24 protein-coding genes, 1 tRNA gene and 1 pseudogene are annotated in these 21683 nt (G+C 67.2%); 11 read left to right on the top strand and 15 right to left on the bottom strand.

Going from position 1 to position 21683, the window contains the following annotated elements:
• Positions 1 to 108: 108 nt before the first annotated feature.
• The 4 genes from MSZK_RS19060 to MSZK_RS19075 all read left to right on the top strand — a co-directional run bounded on the left by MSZK_RS19060 (position 109) and on the right by MSZK_RS19075 (position 1774).
• Positions 109 to 678 (top strand): hypothetical protein, encoded by a 570-nt coding sequence (locus tag MSZK_RS19060; RefSeq protein ID WP_233211394.1) that lies wholly within the window; start codon positions 109 to 111, stop codon positions 676 to 678.
• Positions 679 to 762: 84 nt separating this feature from the next.
• Complete coding sequence (locus tag MSZK_RS19065) at positions 763 to 1191, top strand: DUF3052 domain-containing protein (RefSeq protein ID WP_099250279.1); 429 nt, start codon at positions 763 to 765, stop codon at positions 1189 to 1191.
• A 2-nt stretch (positions 1192 to 1193) separates the two neighbouring features.
• Entirely contained in the window at positions 1194 to 1652 is a 459-nt protein-coding gene (locus MSZK_RS19070) for a peroxiredoxin (RefSeq protein ID WP_099250278.1), read from the top strand.
• Between the two features lie 47 nt (positions 1653 to 1699).
• Positions 1700 to 1774, top strand: a tRNA-Val gene (locus MSZK_RS19075).
• A 207-nt stretch (positions 1775 to 1981) separates the two neighbouring features.
• On the opposite strand, the gene MSZK_RS19080 is transcribed toward MSZK_RS19075, so the two are convergent.
• The 6 genes and pseudogenes from MSZK_RS19080 to MSZK_RS19105 all read right to left on the bottom strand — a co-directional run bounded on the left by MSZK_RS19080 (position 1982) and on the right by MSZK_RS19105 (position 6508).
• Positions 1982 to 3406, bottom strand: coding sequence for an FAD-dependent oxidoreductase (locus MSZK_RS19080; protein WP_099250263.1), 1425 nt, complete (start codon positions 3404 to 3406; stop codon positions 1982 to 1984).
• 90 nt (positions 3407 to 3496) lie between these two features.
• A complete protein-coding gene (locus MSZK_RS19085) occupies positions 3497 to 3925 on the bottom strand; it encodes a low molecular weight phosphatase family protein (RefSeq protein ID WP_099250264.1) in 429 nt (142 codons plus the stop codon).
• 129 nt (positions 3926 to 4054) lie between these two features.
• Positions 4055 to 5177, bottom strand: a pseudogene (arsB, locus tag MSZK_RS19090) (ACR3 family arsenite efflux transporter); the annotation flags it as partial.
• Positions 5174 to 5548: a metalloregulator ArsR/SmtB family transcription factor gene (locus MSZK_RS19095; protein WP_099250266.1), complete on the bottom strand. Its 375-nt coding sequence runs from the start codon at positions 5546 to 5548 to the stop codon at positions 5174 to 5176. The pseudogene arsB and the gene MSZK_RS19095, both read right to left, overlap by 4 nt.
• Positions 5549 to 5693: 145 nt before the next feature.
• Positions 5694 to 6122 carry an arsenate reductase ArsC gene (locus MSZK_RS19100; RefSeq protein WP_099250280.1) on the bottom strand — a complete coding sequence of 143 codons (429 nt, stop codon included), beginning with the start codon at positions 6120 to 6122 and terminating at the stop codon, positions 5694 to 5696.
• Positions 6119 to 6508: a helix-turn-helix transcriptional regulator gene (locus MSZK_RS19105; protein WP_099250267.1), complete on the bottom strand. Its 390-nt coding sequence runs from the start codon at positions 6506 to 6508 to the stop codon at positions 6119 to 6121. The genes MSZK_RS19100 and MSZK_RS19105 overlap by 4 nt, the downstream gene beginning before the upstream one ends.
• 53 nt (positions 6509 to 6561) lie before the next feature.
• Here MSZK_RS19105 and arsD point away from each other — a divergent pair, with 53 nt between their 5' ends.
• Both arsD and arsA read left to right on the top strand, forming a co-directional pair.
• Positions 6562 to 6960: an arsenite efflux transporter metallochaperone ArsD gene (arsD, locus tag MSZK_RS19110; protein ID WP_099250281.1), complete on the top strand. Its 399-nt coding sequence runs from the start codon at positions 6562 to 6564 to the stop codon at positions 6958 to 6960.
• Positions 6961 to 6996: 36 nt separating this feature from the next.
• On the top strand, positions 6997 to 8748 hold the full coding sequence (arsA, locus tag MSZK_RS19115; RefSeq protein ID WP_099250268.1) for an arsenical pump-driving ATPase: 1752 nt from the start codon (positions 6997 to 6999) through the stop codon (positions 8746 to 8748).
• Position 8749: 1 nt separating this feature from the next.
• On the opposite strand, the gene pstS is transcribed toward arsA, so the two are convergent.
• Together pstS and MSZK_RS19125 are read right to left on the bottom strand one after the other, a co-directional pair.
• Complete coding sequence (gene pstS / locus MSZK_RS19120; protein ID WP_099250282.1) at positions 8750 to 9853, bottom strand: phosphate ABC transporter substrate-binding protein PstS; 1104 nt, start codon at positions 9851 to 9853, stop codon at positions 8750 to 8752.
• A gap of 81 nt (positions 9854 to 9934) precedes the next feature.
• A complete protein-coding gene (locus tag MSZK_RS19125) occupies positions 9935 to 10627 on the bottom strand; it encodes a helix-turn-helix domain-containing protein (protein WP_099250269.1) in 693 nt (230 codons plus the stop codon).
• Between the two features lie 242 nt (positions 10628 to 10869).
• Here MSZK_RS19125 and MSZK_RS19130 point away from each other — a divergent pair, with 242 nt between their 5' ends.
• Positions 10870 to 11286 (top strand): VOC family protein, encoded by a 417-nt coding sequence (locus tag MSZK_RS19130; protein WP_099250283.1) that lies wholly within the window; start codon positions 10870 to 10872, stop codon positions 11284 to 11286.
• Here the strand turns inward: MSZK_RS19130 and MSZK_RS19135 are convergent.
• The gene (locus MSZK_RS19135; protein ID WP_099250270.1) at positions 11274 to 11945 is read right to left on the bottom strand and encodes a FadR/GntR family transcriptional regulator; all 672 of its coding nucleotides are present in this window, start codon (positions 11943 to 11945) and stop codon (positions 11274 to 11276) included. The two genes, MSZK_RS19130 and MSZK_RS19135, sit on opposite strands and share 13 nt — an antisense overlap.
• Positions 11946 to 11992: 47 nt before the next feature.
• On the opposite strand from MSZK_RS19135, the gene MSZK_RS19140 reads away from it, so the two are divergent.
• Both MSZK_RS19140 and MSZK_RS19145 read left to right on the top strand, forming a co-directional pair.
• Entirely contained in the window at positions 11993 to 13213 is a 1221-nt protein-coding gene (locus MSZK_RS19140; RefSeq protein ID WP_099250271.1) for an MFS transporter, read from the top strand.
• Between the two features lie 11 nt (positions 13214 to 13224).
• The gene (locus MSZK_RS19145; RefSeq protein ID WP_255414235.1) at positions 13225 to 14172 is read left to right on the top strand and encodes a nitronate monooxygenase family protein; all 948 of its coding nucleotides are present in this window, start codon (positions 13225 to 13227) and stop codon (positions 14170 to 14172) included.
• A gap of 15 nt (positions 14173 to 14187) precedes the next feature.
• Here MSZK_RS19145 and MSZK_RS19150 read toward each other — a convergent pair whose 3' ends face one another.
• The 3 genes from MSZK_RS19150 to MSZK_RS19160 form a co-directional block, all read right to left on the bottom strand.
• Positions 14188 to 15642: an aldehyde dehydrogenase gene (locus MSZK_RS19150; RefSeq protein WP_099250272.1), complete on the bottom strand. Its 1455-nt coding sequence runs from the start codon at positions 15640 to 15642 to the stop codon at positions 14188 to 14190.
• A gap of 154 nt (positions 15643 to 15796) precedes the next feature.
• Positions 15797 to 16033: a hypothetical protein gene (locus MSZK_RS19155; RefSeq protein ID WP_099250273.1), complete on the bottom strand. Its 237-nt coding sequence runs from the start codon at positions 16031 to 16033 to the stop codon at positions 15797 to 15799.
• A gap of 246 nt (positions 16034 to 16279) precedes the next feature.
• A complete protein-coding gene (locus MSZK_RS19160; RefSeq protein WP_199203397.1) occupies positions 16280 to 16516 on the bottom strand; it encodes a hypothetical protein in 237 nt (78 codons plus the stop codon).
• 139 nt (positions 16517 to 16655) lie between these two features.
• On the opposite strand from MSZK_RS19160, the gene MSZK_RS19165 reads away from it, so the two are divergent.
• The gene (locus MSZK_RS19165) at positions 16656 to 18134 is read left to right on the top strand and encodes a DUF4185 domain-containing protein (RefSeq protein ID WP_233211395.1); all 1479 of its coding nucleotides are present in this window, start codon (positions 16656 to 16658) and stop codon (positions 18132 to 18134) included.
• On the opposite strand, the gene MSZK_RS19170 is transcribed toward MSZK_RS19165, so the two are convergent.
• The 3 genes from MSZK_RS19170 to MSZK_RS19180 all read right to left on the bottom strand — a co-directional run bounded on the left by MSZK_RS19170 (position 18131) and on the right by MSZK_RS19180 (position 21139).
• Positions 18131 to 18526, bottom strand: a complete 396-nt coding sequence (locus tag MSZK_RS19170; protein ID WP_099250275.1) for a VOC family protein — start codon at positions 18524 to 18526, stop codon at positions 18131 to 18133. The genes MSZK_RS19165 and MSZK_RS19170 overlap by 4 nt on opposite strands.
• A 62-nt stretch (positions 18527 to 18588) precedes the next feature.
• Complete coding sequence (locus tag MSZK_RS19175; protein ID WP_099250276.1) at positions 18589 to 20298, bottom strand: amidohydrolase; 1710 nt, start codon at positions 20296 to 20298, stop codon at positions 18589 to 18591.
• Positions 20299 to 20323: 25 nt separating this feature from the next.
• Complete coding sequence (locus MSZK_RS19180) at positions 20324 to 21139, bottom strand: oxygenase MpaB family protein (protein WP_099250286.1); 816 nt, start codon at positions 21137 to 21139, stop codon at positions 20324 to 20326.
• A gap of 45 nt (positions 21140 to 21184) precedes the next feature.
• Between MSZK_RS19180 and MSZK_RS19185 the strand changes: the two genes are divergently transcribed.
• A partial coding sequence (locus MSZK_RS19185) for a cobalamin biosynthesis protein (protein WP_199203398.1) occupies positions 21185 to 21683 on the top strand: 499 nt, incomplete at its 3' end.

Below are 21683 nucleotides of genomic sequence, written 5' to 3' on the forward strand. Positions count from 1 at the left end.
CCCTATCGTGCCGCACTCGGGCCGTACCCACGAGTAGTCACCGTCGCGCGATCGGTGAATTTCTGGCACCGAGCCGTGTCGGGCGGTTACCCGGTAACCTCCACAGCTGTGCTGATCAGAAGTGCTCGCGGGCTGCGGATCGGCGGTCTGCTGGTCGGCAGCGCCGCGGCGGTGATCGCGGGGGTGGTCGGCTGCACCTCCGTCACCGGGGGCCGGGCCGGCGTCAACGCCGCTGACGCACCCGCCTACCGGACCTCGATGTCGGTGTCGATCTCGGAGTCGGCGGCCTCCTCCAGCGCCCGGGAGTCCGAGCGGCAGGCGTCGCTGACCACGCAGGCCATCCACGACACCTGCGAGACGCTGTCGACCTCCAGCGCCGACGCGATCACCGCGATCAACGCCTACGTCAGCGCGTTCAACCAGAACACCCCGGATGTGTCGGCCACCGAGGGGCCTGCGGTCGATTCGCTGAACAAGAGCGCCGATGCCGTCGCCGCCAGCATCACCGACGGGATCCCGGACGAGCTGAAGACCGCGTTCTCCGACTGGGTCGACGTTGCCCGCGCCACGGCCAGGGCAATCATCGGACACGCAGGTCCGGGGGAGTTCAACCAGACCATTCAGGATCTCAACGACACCAGGTCGAATGCGCTGAGCCTGTGCGACGCGACGTATTGATCCGCACCGCACGGCGAGTATTTGCTCGTGTCGTGCGACGATAGGGCCTAGACAGCCGACCCCGATGTGAAGGAGGTTCCGACGGTGGTCGCGGAGGGTGGCCCCCCGAGCTACGCCCAGAAGCTGGGCATCCAAAAAGATCAGGTCGTGCAGGAGCTGGGCTGGGACGAGGACACCGACGACGACATCCGCGCCGACGTCGAGGACGCCAGTGGCTCTGAACTGCTCGACGAGGATGCCGACGAGGTCGTCGACGTGGTGCTGCTGTGGTGGCGCGACGGGGATGGTGACCTGGTGGATCGGCTGATGGACGCGATCGCTCCGCTGGCCGACGACGGCATCATCTGGGTGCTCACGCCCAAGACCGGTAAACCCGGCCACGTGCTGCCCGCGGAGATCGCCGAGTCCGCGCCGACGGCCGGACTGATGCAGACCTCGTCGGCCAATCTGGGCGACTGGAGCGCCAGCCGGTTGGTGCAGCCGAAGTCGAAGGCGGCCGGGAGACACTCGTGACGGTGGGGGTCGGCTCACCTGCTCCTGACTTCACGCTCAAAGACCAGAACGGCCAGCCCGTCACGCTGAGCGCCTTCCAGGGCGCCAAGAACGTGCTGCTGGTGTTCTTCCCGCTGGCGTTCACCGGGATCTGCCAGGGCGAGCTCGACTACGTTCGCGATCACCTGCCCGAGTTCGAGAACGACGACACCGCCACGCTGGCGATCTCCGTCGGGCCGCCGCCCACGCACAAGGTCTGGGCCACCCAGAGCGGATTCCTGTTCCCCGTGCTGTCCGACTTCTGGCCGCACGGCGCGGTCGCCCAGGCGTACGGGGTGTTCAACGACGACGCCGGTATCTCCAATCGCGGCACCTTCGTGATCGACCGGTCCGGGATCGTCCGGTTCGCTGAGTGCAAGCAACCCGGCGAGGCCCGCGACCAGGCAGTGTGGGTCGAGGCACTGGCCGCCGTGGGCGCCTGACCAGAATTTCCCTGCACCGCCGCCCGCCGTGTAACCTGCCCGGGCACGGGCGCGTAGCTCAGTGGTAGAGCTCTGGTTTTACACACCAGCGGTCGGCGGTTCGATACCGTCCGCGCCCACCAAGAAAGACCCTGGCCAGGAACTCGCGACCGACGAGCGGGCAATGACCGCCCACGACCGCGGCGAGAGTTGTCGGGCCTGGGATACCGCGAGACAAGAACACGATCACAGCATCGGTGAAGCCAGGAACGCGCCATCAGCCGAAGGCAACACCGGAGCTCGGATCACGGACTCGAACTCTGATCAGATATCAGCAGCCCCGCGTCAGCCTACGAGCGCGTGAGGCCCTGCTGGCGCATGAGTCGGTGCTCGCGTACCCAGGCTTGGGCGGCCATTTGGGTGGCGTCCCAGGGTGAGCCCAGCGGTGGGGTGTAGGAGAGGTCCAGCTCACTGAGCGCCTCGACGGTCATGTTGTGGAAGAGCGCGGTGGCGTAGGTGTCGACGCGTTTGGAGACTTCGGCGCTGCGGTGGCCGATGAGCTGTGCGCCGAGTAGTTGGCCGGTGGCGACGTCGCCGGTGATGCGGATGTGGATGGGTGTCGCGCCGGGGTAGTACGCCTTATGGTCATCTGGAGTGGCGGTGGTGCTGACGGGTGCCCAACCTCGTTGTGCCGCATGCGCCTCGTGCTCGCGCAGGCCCGTGCGAGCGGCGACCAAGTCGAAGATTTTGACGACCTGCGTGCCGAGACTGCCGGCGAAGTGCACATCGCCGCCGATGGCATTCTCGCCGGCGACTCTGCCCTGCTTGTGTGCGGTGGTGCCGAGTGGCAGCCAAGTGAGGCCGAGCTGCCGATGGTGGGTGTGGACGCAGTCACCGGCGGCGAAGACGTCGGGCAGGCTGGTGCGCATTGTGTCATCGACCGCGATGGCACCTTTGACGCCGAGTTCGGCTCCGGCGTCGGTGGCCAGGTCGGTGTCGGGGCGCACGCCCACCACGACGAGAACGAAATCAACTGTGCGCATCACGGGTTCGCCATTGCGATTGGCAGTGACCGTGATCGCTCCGTTGTCACTCCGGCTGATGGCAGTGACGGCGGTGTTGGTAAGCACTTCCACGCCGTTGCGTTCCAGTTCGCCATGGACCAGCCAGCCGAGTTCGGGGTCTACCGTCGGCAGCACCTCGGGCAGCGCTTCGATCTCAGTGACGGCGATGCCGCGCATAGTGAGGGCTTCCGCCATTTCCAGGCCGATATAACCGGCGCCGATTATGACGGCAGTGGCCGGATTGCGTTGCTGCAGTGAATCCATCACGGCGAAGGTGTCGCCCATGGAATGCAACAGATGCACGCCGTCGTCGCCGCCGAGGGCGTCGGGCCCCGTGAGCCCCGTGATGGGTGGGCGGGCGCTCACAGCGCCGGTACCGACGACGATGGCGTCATAGCTCAGTTGATTGGGGCTGCCATCGGGTCCTAGGACGTCCAGGGCATGAGCATCGACATCGATCCGGATGGCTCGGGTGTCGGTCAGAACGCGCATGCCGGTGGCTGCCAGGTCGGCGGCGGTGCGGTGGGCCAGGTTGGTCCAGTGGGCGACCTCACCGGAGACGTAGTAGGGGATGCCGCAGATGGAGAAGTTCGGGTAGGCATCGGCGACCACGACGGTCACCTCGGTTGCAGGGTCGAGTTCACGGATACGCAGGGCTGCGGAGATGCCGGCATCGCTGCCGCCGACCGCGACGATATGACGAGTTGCCATCGGAGAAACTCCTTGCAGGAGAACAGGGGTGGGCAGAAATCAACGCGCCGCGCCGCCGTTGGCGTGGCGTCACATCGGTGTCGGGTCGTGCTAGCGGGCTGACATGTGTGCCGTCAATCGGTTGGTCAAGTCGGTGACCCGTTCGGCGATGTCGTCGCGGATCAACCGCATTCGCTCGATGCCCTCGATGCCGCGCAGGGACGGTTCGTCGGTGTCCCAGACTTCCACTGGCGTGCCATCGACGGGCTCAACGTGGGCCTGGGTACCCAACACAACGACCCGATCGGCCGCAGCAACCATGTCGTCGGTCAGCTGTGTCGCGATGTGGGCTCCGATGTCGATGCCCACCTCGGCGAGCGCCTGAACCGATTGGGCATTGACCCCCGGCGTCGCGTCGGTGCCTGCCGAATTGGCAGTGATGCGCTCGCCGGAAGCGTGGCGCATCAGTGCCTGGGCCATTACAGATTTCCCGCTGTTGTGCACGCAGACGAACAGCACGGTAGGGGTGGTGTCGGTCACGGATGTCTCTCCTGATGCTCTCGGCGGTTGGCCGGTGATGGTGACGTCGAGATCGCCGGATGACGACTAGGTGAGTGGCCTGCGCAATCTCATCGGTCCGGGGTTTGCGGCATTCGCTGGGCGACAGGGATCTCGGTCATGAAGTGTGTTTTGTTCTCGTTGCTGAGTCGATGGGTAGGTGCTGAGAAGTGTGGTGGCCAAAGCGCTTACGCAAGGCCAGCGAGACATAGACCAGCGCGACCAGGACCGGCACTTCGATCAGTGGGCCGACGACTCCGGCCAGGGCTTGGCCGGACGTGGCGCCGTAGGTGGCGATCGCGACGGCGATGGCGAGTTCGAAGTTGTTGCCCGCGGCAGTGAAGGCCAGGGTGGTGGTGCGTTCGTAGCCCAGGTCGAGCAGGGTGCCCAGCAGATAGCCTCCACCCCACATGATCGCGAAGTACGCCAACAGGGGCAGTGCGATGCGTACCACGTCGAGGGGGCGGCTGGTGATCTGATCGCCCTGCAGGGCAAAGAGAATGACGATGGTGAACAACAGGCCGTAGAGCGCCCACGGCCCAACGCGAGGTAAAAACTTCGCCTCGTACCAGTCGCGGCCTTTGGCCTTCTCGCCCAGACGCCGGGAAAGATAGCCCGCCAGCAGGGGGATGCCGAGGAAGATGATCACCGATTTGGCGATCTGCCAGGGTGAAGTAGTGATGGTGGTCTGGGGCAGGCCAAGCCAGCCTGGCAGCACCGACAAGTAGAACCAGCCCAGGACTGCGAACATGACGACCTGGAAGATGGAGTTCAACGCAACCAGAACCGCGGCGGCCTCGCGGTCCCCACAGGCCAGATCGTTCCAGATGATCACCATCGCGATGCAGCGAGCCAGGCCGACAATGATCAGGCCCGTCCGGTATTCGGGCAGATCCGGTAACAGCAGCCATGCCAGCGCGAACATCAGTGCCGGCCCCAGCACCCAGTTCAAGATCAATGAGGACAGCAGTAGTTTGCGGTCGCCGGTGACGGTGTCGAGGCGGTCGTAGCGGACCTTGGCCAGCACCGGGTACATCATGATCAGCAGGCCGAGCGCGATCGGCAGTGAAATGCCGTCGACCTGGACCTTTTCCAGCGCTGTGTTCAGGCCAGGAATCCAGCGGCCCAACAGCAGGCCGGCGACCATCGCCGCGCCGATCCAAACCGGGAGGAACCGGTCCAGGGTGGACAGCTTGCCTACGACCGCGGGTGAGGCGCTGGCGGTGTCGGTCATGCGGTGACTCCCATTCGGATATCGGCACCAAGTAGCACACCGAGGCTGGCCAGTGCCTCGGGGACGACGGCGTAGTAGACCCAGGACGCGCGGCGCTGCGAAGTGAGCAGGCCGGCGTCACGCAGGACTTTGAGGTGATGGGACACGGTCGGCTGCGATACCGCGACCCCGTCGGAGATGTCGCAGACGCAAGCCTCGCCGCCTTCGTGGCTGGCGATGGCGGAGAACAGCTGGAGTCGGACAGGGTCAGCCAGAGCCTTGAGCTTGACCGCCATGTCGGTGGCTTCCACCGCCGAGAGTGGTTCCCGCAGTAGCGCTCTCGGCCCGCAACACGCGTCCGGGCTAGCTGTTACGCCTGACTGATTCGGCACTCATCAATATTGACAGTCATCGAATCAGATCACAAGCGAACAGTGAATGAACGAAGCGATCCGAGGCCGGCGGGGGTGTTGCCGGCTGCCGGGGCCGTGCTGCCGTTGCCGCGTTGGTCGCTGTCCTCGACCCGAATTGTTGCCCCTAGTGCCGGGTTTCGGTGTCTGCATCGCTCGGAAGCAACTCTGCGATGAGGTCTTCGACGCGTGTCTTGATCTCGTCGCGGATGGGCCGCACGGCCTCGACGCCCTTGCCGGCGGGGTCATCGAGGACCCAGTCGCGGTAACTCTTGCCGGGAAAGATCGGGCAGGTGTCTCCGCAGCCCATGGTGATCACCACATCGGAGGCTTCCACTGCGTCGGTGGTGAGGATCTTCGGTGTCTGATCCGAGATGTCGATGCCGACTTCGGCCATGGCCTCGACGGCGGCGGGGTTGACCGCGTTTCCTGGGGCGCTGCCGGCGGAACGCACCTCGATCGCCTCTCCGGCCAGGGCCGACAAAAATCCTGCGGCCATCTGTGAGCGGCCGGCGTTGTGCACGCAGACGAACAACACGGACGGTTTTGTGCTCATCGGCACGTCCTCTCGAAAGGGTCTGGTGTGATGGGGGAGTCGATAATGTCGAGCGCCAAGACCGCTGACAATTGCGCTATCGCGGACGGTATCGCCCAGTAGTAGACCCAGGTACCGCGCCGTTCGCAGTCGAGTAATCCCGCTTCGCGCAATGTCTTGAGGTGATGGGAGATCGTCGGCTGGGACAGCTCGAAGAACGGGGTGATTTCGCAGACGCAGCACTGGCCGCCCTCGTGGCTGGCGATCAGGCTGAGCATGCGCAGCCGCACCGGATCTCCCAGCGCCTTGAACATCGGTGCCAGCTCCTCGGCCCAATCCGAGTTCAGTGGTTGACGGGCCAGCGGAGGGCAGCAGGGCTCACCCGAGGATGACGGCGCAGCGAACACAGGTCTATATTGATGGCTATCAATACAGCCGTCAAACGGCAGAGGAGGTTCGCGTGCCCGCGATATCTGTGTTCGAGCCGGCCCTGTGTTGCAACACCGGGGTGTGCGGCGAGGATGTCGACCCCAATCTTGTTGCCTTCAGCGCTGATATGGCGTGGCTGATCGAGCAAGGTGCGACCATCGCCCGCCATAACCTGGCCAACGATCCATTGGCCTTCGCGCATGACGACATCGCGAGGCGGTTCTTGGAGATCGCCGGCTCTGCCGGATTGCCGCTGGTGTGTGTCGACGGGGTGACGGTGCTGACCGGGCGCTACCCGAGCCGCGCTGAACTTTCCCACTGGGCGGGCTTAGAGGTACCTGCCGCGGTGCCGGCCGGCGTGATCACTCTTGGGCTGTCCGAGACGTCCGAGCCGGCGTGCTGCCCGCCCGGGCAGTCCGACTGTTGCTGACAGCGTCGAAAACCCGAGGCGCGGAAGGTGTGACTCGTGACCGCTAACCCACTTCAATTCTTGACCGACCCGCCGCGGTTTGTGTTCTTCACCGGTAAGGGCGGCGTCGGCAAGACGTCGATCGCGTGCGCCTCAGCGGTGGCGCTGGTCCGCGCCGGCAAGTCGGTGCTGCTGGTGTCCACCGACCCGGCGTCCAACGTCGGGCAGGTATTCGGGGTGTCGATCGGCAACGCGATCACCGAGATCCCTGCCGTACCGGGCTTGTGGGCGTTGGAAATCGACCCCGAGCAGGCCGCATCGGACTACCGGGAGCGGATTGTGGGACCCGTGCGGGGCCTGTTGCCCGAAGCGGAAATCGCCTCGATCACCGAACAATTGTCAGGGTCGTGCACCACCGAAGTCGCGTCGTTCGACGAATTCACTGCCCTGCTGACCGACACCGACGGACCCGTGTCGCGGTTCGATCACGTGCTGTTCGACACCGCTCCCACCGGGCACACGATCCGTCTGCTCCAACTGCCGGGCAACTGGACGGAGTTCCTCGAGGCCGGCAAGGGTGACGCCTCATGTTTGGGCCCGCTGGCTGGCCTCGACAAACACAAGGCGACCTACGCTGCCGCGGTCGCGGCGCTGGCCGACCCGGATCGCACCCGCCTGGTCTTGGTGACGCGCCCGTCACGTTCAGCGTTGCGTGAAATCGACCGCACCCACAGTGAATTGACCGCGTTGGGCATGAACCGACAGTACGTCGTGATCAACGCCATGATGCCGTATGCCGAGGGTGACGACGACCCCCTGGCTGCCGCGATCACCCGCCGCGAACACGCAGCGGTTGCCGACATGCCCGAGGCACTGCGCGCACTACCTCAGGACCGCATCGACCTCAAAGCCACCAACATGGTCGGCGTTGAGGCACTCCAGACTCTCTTTGACACTGCAGCTGTCGCTGATGCACCCGCCGAACCGACGGTGGTCTCACCCCTGGCTGACGCCCCACTCGTTGCCCTGGTCGATGAGATCGAAGCCCTTGGAAGTGGTTTGGTGATGTGTATGGGCAAGGGTGGAGTCGGCAAGACCACCGTCGCCGCAGCGATCGCCGTTGCGCTGGCCGAGCGCGGCCACGATGTGCACCTCACCACCACGGACCCTGCGGCCCACCTGGCCGAAACACTGCAAGGTGGCGTCGAGCACCTGCAGGTGTCGCGCATCGACCCCGCTGACGCCAGCCGGACCTACCGCGACCGCGTCATGGCCACCAAAGGCGCACACCTCGATGACGCCGGCCGCGCGACCCTGGCCGAAGACCTCCGCTCGCCCTGCACCGAGGAAGTGGCTGTCTTCCAAGCCTTTTCCAAAGTCATTCACGAATCGCGCAGCAAGTTCGTCGTCCTGGACACCGCACCCACCGGGCACACCCTGCTGCTGCTCGACGCCACCGGTTCCTATCACCGCGAGATCGCACGCCAGATGGGGGACAGCGGCCACTACACCACCCCGCTCATGCGTCTGCAAGACCCGAGCCTCACCAAAGTCTTGCTCGTCACCTTGGCCGAGACGACACCGGTACTTGAAGCCGCCGACCTGCAAAGCGACCTCGAACGTGCCGGCATCCAGCCATGGGCGTGGGTGATCAACAATTCGGTCGCCGCCGCCGAGCTCGAACAAATCGACATCGTCCGCACCAAACACGCCGCCCGGTACGCGGTCATCCCGCTGTTGGCCCAGGAACCGGTCGGTATCCCGGCACTGGAAGCACTCACCACACAGGCGATCTCAGCGGCCGGTTGACTCAGGACACGGCATTGGCCGCTGCGGCGACCTTCGCCTGAAAGTCCGGCGGCAGCGCGAAGTAACCATGGTCCTCAAGGTGCAGCTGGCCCGGCCCCACCGCCGACTGCAGAAACGCCCGCACCGCCTGCCCGGTCGCGGGATCATCGTATTTCGAGCACACCAACTCATAGGTCGCGAGCACGATCGGGTAAGCCCCGGGACTGTTGGGTGTGTAGAACTTCGAGGTGTCCAGCACAAGGTCGTTGCCTTGGCCGATCACAGTCGCAGCCGAGATCGTCTTGCCCACCGTGTCGGCGCTGATCGGCACCGGTACCGGGCCGGCAGAAGTCACGATCTGTGCGCTGGAGAGACGCTGCGCTTTGGCAAACGAGTACTCGTTGTAGCTGATGGCACCGGGGGTGTCCCGGACCGCTGCCGACGTTCCCTCGTTACCCTTGGCGGCCAGCCCGACGCCACCGTTGAATGCCTTGCCGCTTCCCTTGCCCCAGGCGCCGGCCGACGCCGAATCGAGATAGCGCTGGAAGTTGTCGGTGGTGCCGGAATCGTCGCTGCGATAGATCACCTGGATCGCCTGTGCGGGCAGCTGTACCGTCGGGTTCAAGGCGGTGATCGCTGGATCGTCCCAGCGGGTGACGGTTCCGTTGAATACCTTCGCCGCCGTCGGGCCGTCAAGGACGAGATTTGAGACGTCGCCCAGGTTGAACGTGATCGCGATCGGTCCGAACACGACGGGCAGGTTCCACGCCGGGGAGCCGCACCGCTGCTGAGCCGCGTCGTATTCTCCGCGCTGCTGACTCAAAGGGGAGTCTGAACCGCCGAAATCAGTTTTGTTGCTGATGAATTCGCTCACGCCCGCGCCTGAGCCGTTGGACGTGTAATTCACGGTGTGTCCCGGGCAGTTCTTGGCGAAGGCCTCAACAAACACTGGCATGGCATTGGCTTGCGCGGTCGAGCCGCTGGCCGTCAGGGACGGCTTACCTGCGCAGTCGATGTGCGCGGCGGTGACGTACGGGGGCGGCGAGTTGTCGCTACCGCACGCCGACAGCGGGAGAACAGCGGCCGCCGCCAGACACAGTGTGAGACGAAAGTTGGTGCGCTTCAAGACCGAAATGTCCACGGTTGATCCTTCATAGCTGGGGGCGGGGAGGGAGAACGAACACGTGCTGGCCCAGGCGGGCAGGAGTCACCCGGCGCGGAGCGCCGGCAGCAACCGATCAATGCGCGCCGTCAACGTCTCGACAGCTTCATCAAAGGCTTCCGGCGCTTCCGATGCGGCCGGGTCAGGCACCGACCAGTGCAGCCGGTGCGGGTCGGGGGTGAGTTCTTCGTGAGCGTTGTCGCACACCGCGACCACAAGGTCGCCGGCGCGAATGACGTCCCCGTAGTGCACCGGAGTGTGCGACACCAGTGGCAGGCCGCGACGGTTGGCAACCTTCACCGCGCCGGGGTGAACCTTGGCCGCCGGGCGGGTGCCTGCCGACACCGCGGGAAGGTCACTGCGCCGATTCCATATCGCGACCGCCAGGGGACTGCGGGCTGAGTTATGGCTACAGACGAAGACCACGCGCTCCGCTCGCCAGTTCGCGGAGGGAACCGCAGCCTCCAGCGCTTCAGGAATCAATTGCAGATAGGTGCGCCGACGGTCGGCCTCCGAGCGACTGCGACGAACGACGCCCGACTCCTCCAAGATCCTCAAGTGGTGGGCGACCAAGTTCGACGGCATCGACACCAGCGCCTGCAACTCCGACGGCGAGGCGTCACCAAGCAAGAGACGATCCACGATTGACAGCCGAGCCGGATCACCCAGTGCCGCGTGCACTCGTGCCCGTCGCTCCGGGTCGAAGTCGCCACCCGTGGAAGAAAGATCAATGGACATTGAGTCAATGATGATGGAGCTATCGGCTCGCCGTCAAACCTGGCGCAAGCAGCTCAGCGCTTCGACACCGCAACAGGCGATAAGCCGTCGACGTCGTGAAACGGTCGCGACGCGCTGAACTGCGCAGATTCGGATTCAACACCTCAGATGAGACCTCACGAACACGCCAGAAAAACACTCACACACCAGCGGTCGGCGGTTCGATACCGTCCGCGCCCACCAAGATCCGTAGCATCGAACGCGTGCGGCTCGATCACGTGGTGGTGTGGACCACCGATGTCGAGGCGGCCATGGACTTCTACACCCGTGTCGTCGGGCTGGCTCCGGTCCGCTTCGACGAATTCCGCTCCGATGACGCGCCGTTCCCCAGTGTCCGGGTGTCGCCGGACTCGATCATCGACCTGTTGCCGGTCGCGGCCGTTGCCGACACCGAATCCCAGACCCGGGTGCCCGGCAGCGCGGGGCATCGCGTCAACCACGTCTGCCTGGCGATGAGCAAGGCCGAGTACGACGCACTCGATCAGCGCCTTCGGGCCGAAGGCATCGACACCAGCGCGCGGCTCGCCCCCACCTTCGGTGCCCGCGGCTGGGGTCCGGAGGGGATGTACTTCCCGGACCCCGACGGCAACGTCGTGGAGGCCCGGTACTACGACGACTGATCCTGTTGCGGCAGTTGGTCGATCAGCTCGTCGAGGAACTGCCCGGCTTCGATGCCGGCTCGCTCGGTGTCGCCCTGCGCGATGGCGTCGATCAGTTCGGTATGCCCGACATCGTGCATGGCGCTGGTGACGACGACGCTGTCGGTGACCGCTTCGGTCAAGCCGCGGTACAGCTCGATCAGCACATCGTTGTGCGACGCCCGCACCACCGCGACATGCAGCTGCGCGTCGGCACGGGAGAACTCGGCGCGATCGCCGCCGTGCACGGCATCCCGGCGGGCCAACAGTTCGCGCAGCTCGGCGAGATCGTCCTCGGTGCGGTTGGTGGCTGCCAGCCGCGCCCCTTCGACCTCCAAGCACCGGCGCACCTGTAGCACCTCGCGCAGCTTCGATCCACACATCCGGCTCAGGGCGCCGGAGATCTCGCTGGTGGCGCGGACGTAGGTCCCGTCGCCGCGCCGGACCTCGAGAATGCCGCTGTGCGCCAGCGCGCGGACGGCCTCCCGGACGGTGTTGCGACCGACCCCCAGCGCCGCGGCCAGGGCGGGCTCGGTCGGGATCCGGGTGCCCACCGGCCATTCGCCGGACGTGATCGAGTCCCGCAGCTGGGCGATGGCGTGATCGACCAGCCCGGACGGGCGCGCGGCGGCTAACGGCATGGAAAACCCTTTTCATCCGATCATAGGATGTATGGCAGGATAGCGCGGTGAGCCGTTACGAGCAGGATCTGAGCCTCGAACTCGACGGCGCCTGCGAAGTGCCGCCCGGCGGACGGGTCGCCGCCGGCGCCGTCCTGATCGTCGCGGTCGTGCTCACCGCATTGAACCTGCGTCCCGCCGTCACCAGCGTGGGGCCGGTGCTCGGCGACATGCAGCGGGCCCTCGGCGCGTCGGCGGTGTGGGCCGGTGTGCTGACCACTCTGCCCGGATTGTGCTTTGCCGGAGCGGGTTTGGCCTCCGCGGCGCTGTCGCGCCGGTTCGGGCTCGGCCGCTCCATCAGCCTGGCCCTGGTCACCCTGATCGTCGGGCTGGGGGTCCGGGTGCTCGACGGACCGTACGTGGTGATCGGCGGAACCCTGGTGGCGACCGCCGGCATCGCGGTCATCAACGTCCTCATCCCGGTGGTGATCAAGCAGTCGTTCCCGGCCCGGCTCGGTCTGATGACCGGGATCTACACCGCTGCGCTCCAGGGCGGGGGAGCCCTGGGTTCCGCCGTGACGCCCCCATTGGAAAAGATTTACGGCGGATGGCGCCCGGCCCTGGCCGCCTGGGCCCTGCTCGCCGTGGTGGCGCTGGTGATCTGGCTGATCGCCGCGCGGCGCGTGGAGAATCCCACCGATTCGGCGCAGGCCGGTGCCCGTCGGTCGCTTCTTCACAATCGCCTGGCCTGGATCGTGACGCTGTTCTTCGGAACGCAGTCGATGCTCGCCTACATCATGATGGGCTGGCTGCCGGAGGTGTTCATCGACAGCGGCGTGAGCAAGACCTCCGCGGGTCTGCTCGTCGGACTGCTCTCGGTGATCGCCGTGCCGATCAGCCTCGTGCTGGCCCCGATGGCGGCCCGGTCGGCCCACCAGAGCGGGTGGATCGCGGGCCTTGGGGTGTGCGGGTTCACCGGTGTGCTCGGGTTGTTGATCGCCCCGGACTTCAGCCCGCTGCTGTGGAGTGTGCTCGTCGGTATCGGCATGAGCGTGTTCTCGTTGGCCCTCACCGTGATTGCGTTGCGCTCGCGCACGCCCGAGGACACCGTGCAGCTCTCGGCCATGGTGCAGGGCTTCGGCTATCTGCTGGCCGGTGTCGGACCGTTCCTGTTCGGCACACTCCACGATGTGACCGGCGGCTGGACGGTGCCGTTCGTCATGGTGCTGGCTGTGTACGTGGTCCAGATCGGGCTGGGCGTGCTGGCCGGCCGCAACCGCTACGTCTGAGGAGATGCGCTGTGCTGTCGACGGACTGGTCACGCGCCATCGGCATCGACGTGCCGATCGTCAACGCGCCGATGGGCGGTGTCGCCGGTGGAGCATTGGCCGCCGCGGTGTCCCGGGCCGGCGGTCTGGGCATGATCGGGATGGGCAGCGCCGCGACTGCCGAGCGGCTGGATGAGGAGCTGCAGTGGGTATCGGATCTGCGGCGGCCCTTCGGAATCGGTTTGGTGGACTGGGTGGTCGGCCGGCAGCCAGACCTGCTCGCCACCGCGCTGGCGGCTCGACCCGCACTGCTGTGCATCAGTTTCGGCGACAGCTGGGACTGGGTGGGTGCAGCCCATGCCGCAGGCGTGCGGGCCGCGACCCAGGTGAGTGATCTTCCCGGCGCACAGCGCGCGGCGGCAGCCGGTATCGACGTGCTGATCGCCCGGGGCGCAGAAGGCGGCGGTCACGGCCGACCACTGATCGGGACCCTGCCGCTGCTCACCGAGCTGCTCGACCACGTGTCGGTTCCGGTGCTGGCGGGTGGCGGAATCGGATCCGGGCGGGCACTGGCCGCCGTCCTGGCGGCCGGCGCCTCCGCGGCATGGCTGGGTACCGCGTTCTGCGTGTGCACCGAATCGCTGCTGCCCGATCAGGCCCGTGCCGCGATGCTGGCCGCGCGGGGCACCGACACGGTGCTGACCCGGGTGTTCGATATCGCGCAGGGCTATCCCTGGCCGCCGTGGCTGCCGGAACGCGTGCTGCGCAACAGCTTCAGCGATCGCTGGGATGGCCACGAGGACGCGCTCTGTGCCGATTCGGGGGCGCCCGGCGAGCTGGCGCGAGCGATAGCGGCCCAGGACTACGACCAGGCCCCGATCAATGCCGGCCAGTCAGTGGGTGAGCTCACTGCCGTCCGCCCGGCCGCCGACGTCATCGCCGACATCAGTTCGGCCGCGGCAGCGCTGCTTTCACGTTGAGCTGATCGGGGCCCGCTAGCCCGCGGGCTGATAGATCGACTTGAGCTCCAGGTAAGCCGCCATGCCTTCGGGGCCGAGTTCGCGCCCGAGGCCGCTGGCTTTCACCCCGCCGAACGGCGCTGTCGGATCAGGCATGTAGTGGTTGATGCCCATCGTGCCGGACCGGACCCGGCGGGCGAGCGCCAGCCCGCGGTGCGGGTCGGTGGTCCACACCGAGCCGCCCAGACCGTAGTCGTTGTCGTTGGCGATCCGGACCGCCTCGTCGTCATCGTCGTAGCCGATGACCGTGAGGACCGGGCCGAAGATCTCCTCCCGGGCGATCGGGTCGTCGTTGGTGACGTCGGCGAAGACCGTTGGCGCCACAAACCATCCGCCGTCGAGCCCGGCCGGGCGGGCACCGCCGGTGGTGAGCCGGGCGCCCCCGCGCTTGGCGCCGGCGATGACGGCTTCGACGCGATCGCGCTGCCGCGAGGTGACCAGCGGCCCGATCTGAGTTGCCGGGTCCAGCGAATTGCCGACCGACAGCGAGGCCGCCAGGGCGGTGACCACGTCGACGACTTCGGTGTAGCGGCTTCGCGGCGCCAGGATTCGCGATCCGATGAAGCAGGTTTGTCCGTTGTTGAGCAGCGTCGCGGCGAACAGCTTCTCACCGATCACCCCCAGATCGAGGTCCGCGTCGTCGAGGATGATCGCCGCGGACTTCCCGCCGAGTTCCAATGTGACCGGCCGCAACAGCCCGCCGCACACCGTTGCGATCTCGCGGCCCACCTGGGTGGAGCCGGTGAACGCCACCTTGTCGATCCCGGGATGGGCGACCAGATATGCGCCGGTCTCGCGGCCGCCCGGCACCACGTTGATCACCCCGGGCGGGATATCGGATTCGGCGACCGCCTCGGCGAACAGTGCGGCGTCGAAGACGGTTTCGGGTGAGGGCTTGATGACGAAGGTGCAGCCCGCGGCGAGCCCCGGCGCGTACTTGAAGGCGCTCAGCGCCTGCGGGAAGTTCCACGGCACGATCGCGCCCACGACACCGACCGGCGTGCGGGTGATGGTGGTCTGTCCGCCGAGCAGACCGGGACGTTCGGTGGACCACGACTCCGAGCAGGCCAGTTGCGCGTAGTAGCGCAGCAGCACCTGGGGGAAGACGGCTTCGAGCTGGGTGGCCATCGTGATCGGCATGCCGTTCTGCATGCTGACCGCCGCCGCGAGTTGCTCGCTGCGCCGGTCGAGGGCGTCGGCCAGACTCTGCATTGCGGCGGCTCGCTTGTCCGCGGGCCAGTGCGGCCACCCGTCGGGCGCGTCGAAGGCGGCCCGGGCGGCGGCCACCGCAGCGTCGATGTCGGCGGGTCCACCGGCGGCGACGGCGCCGAGCCGTTGGCCGTCGTTGGGGGAGACCACGACGATCTCGTCGCTCGAGCTCGGCGCGGTCCACCGGCCCCCGATCAGGAATGTGTCGTGCTGGTTGCTCATGCGCCACAAGCTATGCACCGCGGTACCGCAGCGCTATCGCGATGACCCGCATTACGCCCGAACGAGCGGCCGAAATATCCCTTCCGGGAGGGGTAACGCAAACCCGCCCGGACCGTGAGGTCCGGGCGGGTGAGTATGCAGTTGTCGTCGAGTGCTACGGGGCGTAGCAGCGCTCGTCTCCGTTGTCGTTGATCCAGCAGTTCGGGCTGATGAAGTGGGCGCCGGGGCCGGGGATGTTCAGCACGCAGGTGCCACCCTCCAGGTGGTAGCCCAGCCCGCAGCCGTCGGCGGCGGCGGCGGTGGGGGCGAAGCTCAGGCCGAGGGCCAGGGCGCCGGCGGCGATGGTGCCGGCGAAAAGTCCTGCGGCGCCTTTGGTGATCTTTGCAGTCATGATGTCCTCCGAGTTGTTGTCAGGTATGTGGTTGGTGGTCTGCTCTGGTTGAGCGAGGCTCGAAAGAAATAGTGCGCCACGCCACACCCCGCGTCTGTCCGCCAAGCGGACTGTCTGCGGGACGAATCCCGGATCCGCCGATTGGGGGACACCGCATCCGCGATTTCGCCGAAAAGCTATGCAGCACAAACGAAAATCCCGCCCGAGCCGTGAGGCTCGGGCGGGATGGGGGTCGGGGGACCGGGATCAGTAGCAGCGCTGGTCGCCGTTGTCGTTGATCCAGCAGTTCGGGTGCCCCGGGTCGGCCTGGGCGCCGGGGCCGGGCAGGTTCGCCACGCAACTGCCGCCCGCGTCGTGGTAGCCGTACCCGCACCCCTGGGCGGCGCTCGCAGTGGGGGCGAAGCTCAGCCCCAGGGTCAGTGCCCCGGCGGCGATGGCGCTGGCGAAAAGCCCTGCGGCGCGCTTGGTGATCTGTGCAGCCATGGTGTCCTCCGAGTGTGTGGGGCCTGCCCTGGTTGAGCGAGGCGCGAGACCAATACTGCGCCCGCCCACCTGCTGTGTCTGTCCGCCAGGCGGACCCTGCAGCGGACCAAACACGGCTCCTCCGATTGGGGGACACGGCGTGCCGACCAGGTCATACTCGGTGATGAACGACGAGGGGGCGGTCATGCGGGCAGTGGCATACGTGGCGGGAATCGGGGGCTTCGCGGTGGCGCTGGGCGTGGGCGCCGCCATCACGGCCGGCTGCGCGGTCGCCTCGGCCGAGCCGTCGGGTTCCGGCTCCCCGGCGGCCCACTCGTCGTCGACTTCTCACCCCGGGGTGGGCCGCTCGCCGCGGCAGAAGCCGACGGCCGCCAAAGCGGTGAAACCACTGGGCAGCAACAGGTCTCGTACCCCTGGTGCCTCGAGTCCGCAGGCCGTGGCGGCGCCGTCGGCCACTGTCACGGCCTCGCCCGTCACCACCAAAGTGGGCGCGGTGACCGGGCCGAACACCGTGACGCCGAGCCGATTCGGCATCTATGGCACCGACGTGGGCGTGATGTGGGACAACGGCATGACCGGTGACCGTCGCCAGGTGCTGATGATCTTCGGCGACACCTTCAGCGGGCCGAACATGACCGGCGCCTGGCGCTCCAACGTCCTGTTGCGCACCGCCGATCCGGTCGGGCGGGTCTTCACTCCCGGATCGACCACCAACCCGTTCGCCGGATCGCCGCTGAACTCGTCCGGTATGTCCAAGCAGGTGATCGCCGGCAGCGCACGCTATCTTGGGCCGTTCGGCGCGGAGGTGACGGTGATCCCGACCGCGGCGATCTCGGTGCCCTACGACAACGCCTACGGCGCACGGCAGTACGTCAACTTCATGTCGGTGCGCTCGTGGGACTTCAGCGGCGCCTGGACCACCAATTACTCCGCCATCGCCTACTCCGACGACAACGGCCAGAACTGGACCGTCGCCCCGCAGACGATCCGCGCCGCCAGCTGGCTGCGTTCGAGCAGGCCGTTCGTGTCCGGTAACCAGAACTTTCAGCAGGGCGCCTTCGTCAAGCCGCCCGCCGACTCGGCCGACGCCGGCTACGTGTTCTCCTACGGAACCCCCTCGGGCCGGCTGGGTTCGGCCTACGTCGCACGGGTCAAAGAAGCCGACATCCTGGATCTGACCAAGTACGAATACTGGGACGGGGACACCTGGACGGCCGGCAAGCCCGGCGCGGCGGTCCCGATCCTGCCCGCCACCCGCAGTAACCAATACGCCGGCGGCTTCCTCGGGCAGCTGGGCCTGTTCTTCGGCGGCTGGGTGGCCGGGTTGTTCGGGGTGGGCGGACCCAGCGGCCATGTCAGCGAGATGTCGGTGCAGTACAACACCTACCTGAACAAGTACGTCGCGATGTACTCCAACAGCGTCGGCAGCGTGGTGATCCGCACCGCCGACTCGCCGCAGGGCACCTGGTCGGCGGCGACCACGCTGGTGACCTCGGCGCAGTACCCGGGCCTCTACGCCCCGATGATGGACCCCTGGTCGACCGGACAGGAGATCTACTGGAACATGTCGATCTGGGGCAGTTACAACGTCGTGCTGATGAAGACGACCCTGGCTTAGCCGGCCGGCGCGAAGAACTCCAGCGTGATGCCGTCCGGGTCGCGGAAGCTCAGCCCCGATCCGTAGTGCGCGTCGACGATGCCGCCGTGCTCGACGCCCAGCTCGTCCAGCCTGGCCTGCCAGCGCTGCAGCGCCGCCCGGTCCGGGCAGCCGAACCCGATGTGATCCAGGCCGACGTTGTGCTCGCTGAACGGCTGCTCCGACGGCGCGGTGGTGTGCTGGTGCAGCCCCAGCAGGGTGCCGTTTTCCAGCAGGAACACGCTGTGGTGGAACCCGGCGTCGGTGTCCTCGTCGAGCACCGGGTCCGAGCCGATCAGCGCGCGGTACCAGGGCACGCTGACCGACAGGTCACGCACGGTGACGGCGACGTGGGCAAGGGTCGGAAATGTCATGGGGAGTCCTCAGTCGTCGAAGTGTTCTTCTGCTGTGCGCACGATCCGGTACTGCTGTCGGTTCAGCAGCAGGCGTGCCGGGGCTGGCCGGCCAGGTGCGCGTGCTGGCCGGGATCGGTGCCGCCGACCGCGCCGGTGAACGCCGCCAAGTCGATGCGTTCGCCGCCGAGCCAGGTCCCGCTCACCCGGGCCTTGTCGGCCAGTTCGGCGGGGTCCACCGCGTAGGGATCGGCGGTGAGTTCGGTGAAATCGGCGAGCTTGCCGACCTCGAGCGATCCGACCAGCTTGTCGCGGTGCAGGGTGCGGGCGGCGTCGATGGTGTGCGCACGCAGCGCCTGCTCCAGCGTGATCGCCTGGGCGGCGCCGTGCACCGTGCCTGCCCGGGTCCGGCGGGTCACCGCTGTCTGGATGTTGAGCACCGGCGTCGGGGGTGACACCGACCCGTCGTTGTGCAGCGAGACCACCGCGCCCGAGGCGACCGCGTCGGCGAACGGCTGCCAATGACTGCCGTGCTCGTGGTCGAAGATCTGCCCGTCCAGCAGGTCGCCCCAGTAGTAGTACTGGAACGGCGCCATCGAGATGTGCACACCCAGGCCCGCGGCCCGGTCGAACAGGCTGCGGTTGCCTGCCCCCAGATGCTCCAGGCGCCAGCGGTGGTCGGTGCCGATCAGGTTGTGCCGGCTCAACGCCGCCTCGTAGGCGTCCAGCGCCAGCGCAATGGCCAGGTCCCCGTTGGCGTGGAAGGCCATCTGCCAGCCGGTCGGGGCCGCGATGTCGAGAATGGCGTCGAGTTGCTCACGGCTGTAGTTCATCGATTGGGGTCCACCGGCCACCGCGGGATCGATCCCGGCCGTCTGGGTGGCCTCGGTGCTCAGATATGGAAACGAGATGGCGATGTTGCCGATCCACGGCGAACCGTCGGTCCAGAGCTTGACGCCCTGCTTGGTCAGCAGTGTCTCTGCCGCACTGAAGGTTTCGACGTCGTTGAAGGTGGATGTGGTCGACATCTCCCACATGCTGATCCGCAGCGGACACGACGGCGTGGCGGCCAGTGCCTCGTAGGCCGCCTTGAGTTTCGGGTCGTAGGTCATGTCGGAGGTCGACGTGTAGCCGCCGCGGGCCATCCACGCGTAGTACTCGGCGGCGCTGACCAGCGGGTTGCCCAGTTCGGCGAGGATCGGCCCGGCGACTGCGACCAGCACCGGCGTCTCGAACCCCTGGCCGTCGAGACTGCCGTCGGGGTTGCGTCCGAATCGTCCGCCCACCGGCTCGGCCGGCGGATTGACGTCCCAGCCATAGCGTTTCATCACCGCAGTGTTGAAATACACGCCGTGGCCGGAATTGTCGGTGACCACTGCGACACGCTCGCCGAAGATGCGGTCGAGTTCGGGTGCTTTGGGGGAGGGACGCTGGTGCAGCAGCGCGTCGAACCCGGCGAACAGCAGCGGTGTCTTCGGGTCGCTGTGGGTGATGGCGTCGGCGAAAATCGCCTCGACGTCCGCCCAGGTCGGTGCGTCCCACGGCGCGATCGAGCGTGCCGGCGGCTGTGTGGCGACCCCACTCATCACCGGATGGCTGTGCGGTTCAACAAAACCCGGCAGCAAAGCGGCCACGCCGGTATCGATCACCTCGGCGTCCGGGTAATCCTGGCGGCACTGCGCCAGCGACCCCACTGCGGCGATCCGGCCGTCGGACACCACGACCGCCTCGGCACGTGGCTGCGCCTGATCCATCGTGATCACGGTGCCGGCCTGAAGAATTGTCGTGGACATGGTCCCCCTCTGCTGATGGTGTGTGTCAGACGATGCGCTGTCCGCGGCGGGCTCTGGCCCGCATGTCCCAGAGATACAACTGGTAGCCGAAGATCCAGGCCTGATGCGGGATCAGTTTGTCGGCCAGTCGCAGCGCGGCGAGCAGCCATTCGAACCGGCGCTGCTGGGCGGCACCCCACGGCAGGCGCATCATCGCGCGGAACTCGGGCGGCAAGAACCCGACGGTGGCGAACAGGTTGAACCGCCCCAGGGTTTCGCGCACCGGCCACGGCATGAACGCCATGGCCGCAACACCTTTGAGATGCTCGCGCACCGGCTCGTCGATGCGCAGGTCGTCCAGCGAACGCTTCCAATACTCGTTGAAAGCCGCGCGGTCAGCGGGCCACATGCTCTCGCGTACCTGCAGCGTGGTGCCGAGCCGGCTGGCATCGGCGTACACCGCGTCGGCGGCGGAGTCGTCGAGCGGGCCGTAGAGGAACTCGTGCTGGTCGACGTAATAGCGATACAGGCAGGCCGCCACCCACAGCTGCAGCTGCGGATCGAAGGCGCGATACGCGACCGGACTGGCCGGGGTCGAGCGGACCTGGGCGTGGGCGGTGCCCACCGCCGCGCGGATGAGCGCGCGGTCGGCGTCGGTACCGATGGTGGCGGCGGCCAGATAGGTGCCCGTGGTGCGGGCGCGCTTGATCGGGTGCTTGTAGACGTTGCCGCTGTCCACCGGGCTCTCGACGACTCCGTAGCCGACACCGGGATGCGCGAGCTGCATGATCACATTGGCGGCCGGCGCCAACACCGCGACCGGGTTCAGCAGGTCGGCGACCCGCGTCGGGTGTCGCATCATCGCGGCCTCATGGGGGCAGTACACCACGTGTGAGAGAGTGCCGGGGTGTTTGCGCGCAGACGGTGGCGGGGTGTCGGGATCGTGGTGGCCCAGCTGGCCGACGTCACGTTCGGCGACCCTGAGCACGGCCACCCGGTCGCGGGGTTCGGTTGGTGTGCAGCCGCACTCGAGAAGCTCACCTATCGCGACAGCCGGGCTGCCGGGGCGCTGCACACCGGCGTGCTCCTGGGCGCGCTGGCGGTCGCAGGCACCGTGGCCCAACGGAGTGTGCGGGGGCCGGCCCTGGCCGCGCTGACCGCCGCCGTCACCTGGGCCTCGCTCGGCGGGACCACCCTGGGCCGGACCGGTGACCGGGTGGCCGACCTGCTGGCCGCCGGCGACATCGACGGCGCCCGGGCGCTGCTGCCGTCGCTGTGCGGGCGCGATCCCTCGGTGCTCGACATCGAGGGGTTGGCCCGCGCAGCCCTGGAATCGGTGGCCGAGAACACCTCCGACGCGCACGTCGCGCCACTGCTGTGGGCGGCGGTCGGGGGAGTGCCGGGGG

This window comes from Mycobacterium sp. shizuoka-1 (assembly GCF_002723835.1).
GTDB lineage: Bacteria > Actinomycetota > Actinomycetes > Mycobacteriales > Mycobacteriaceae > Mycobacterium.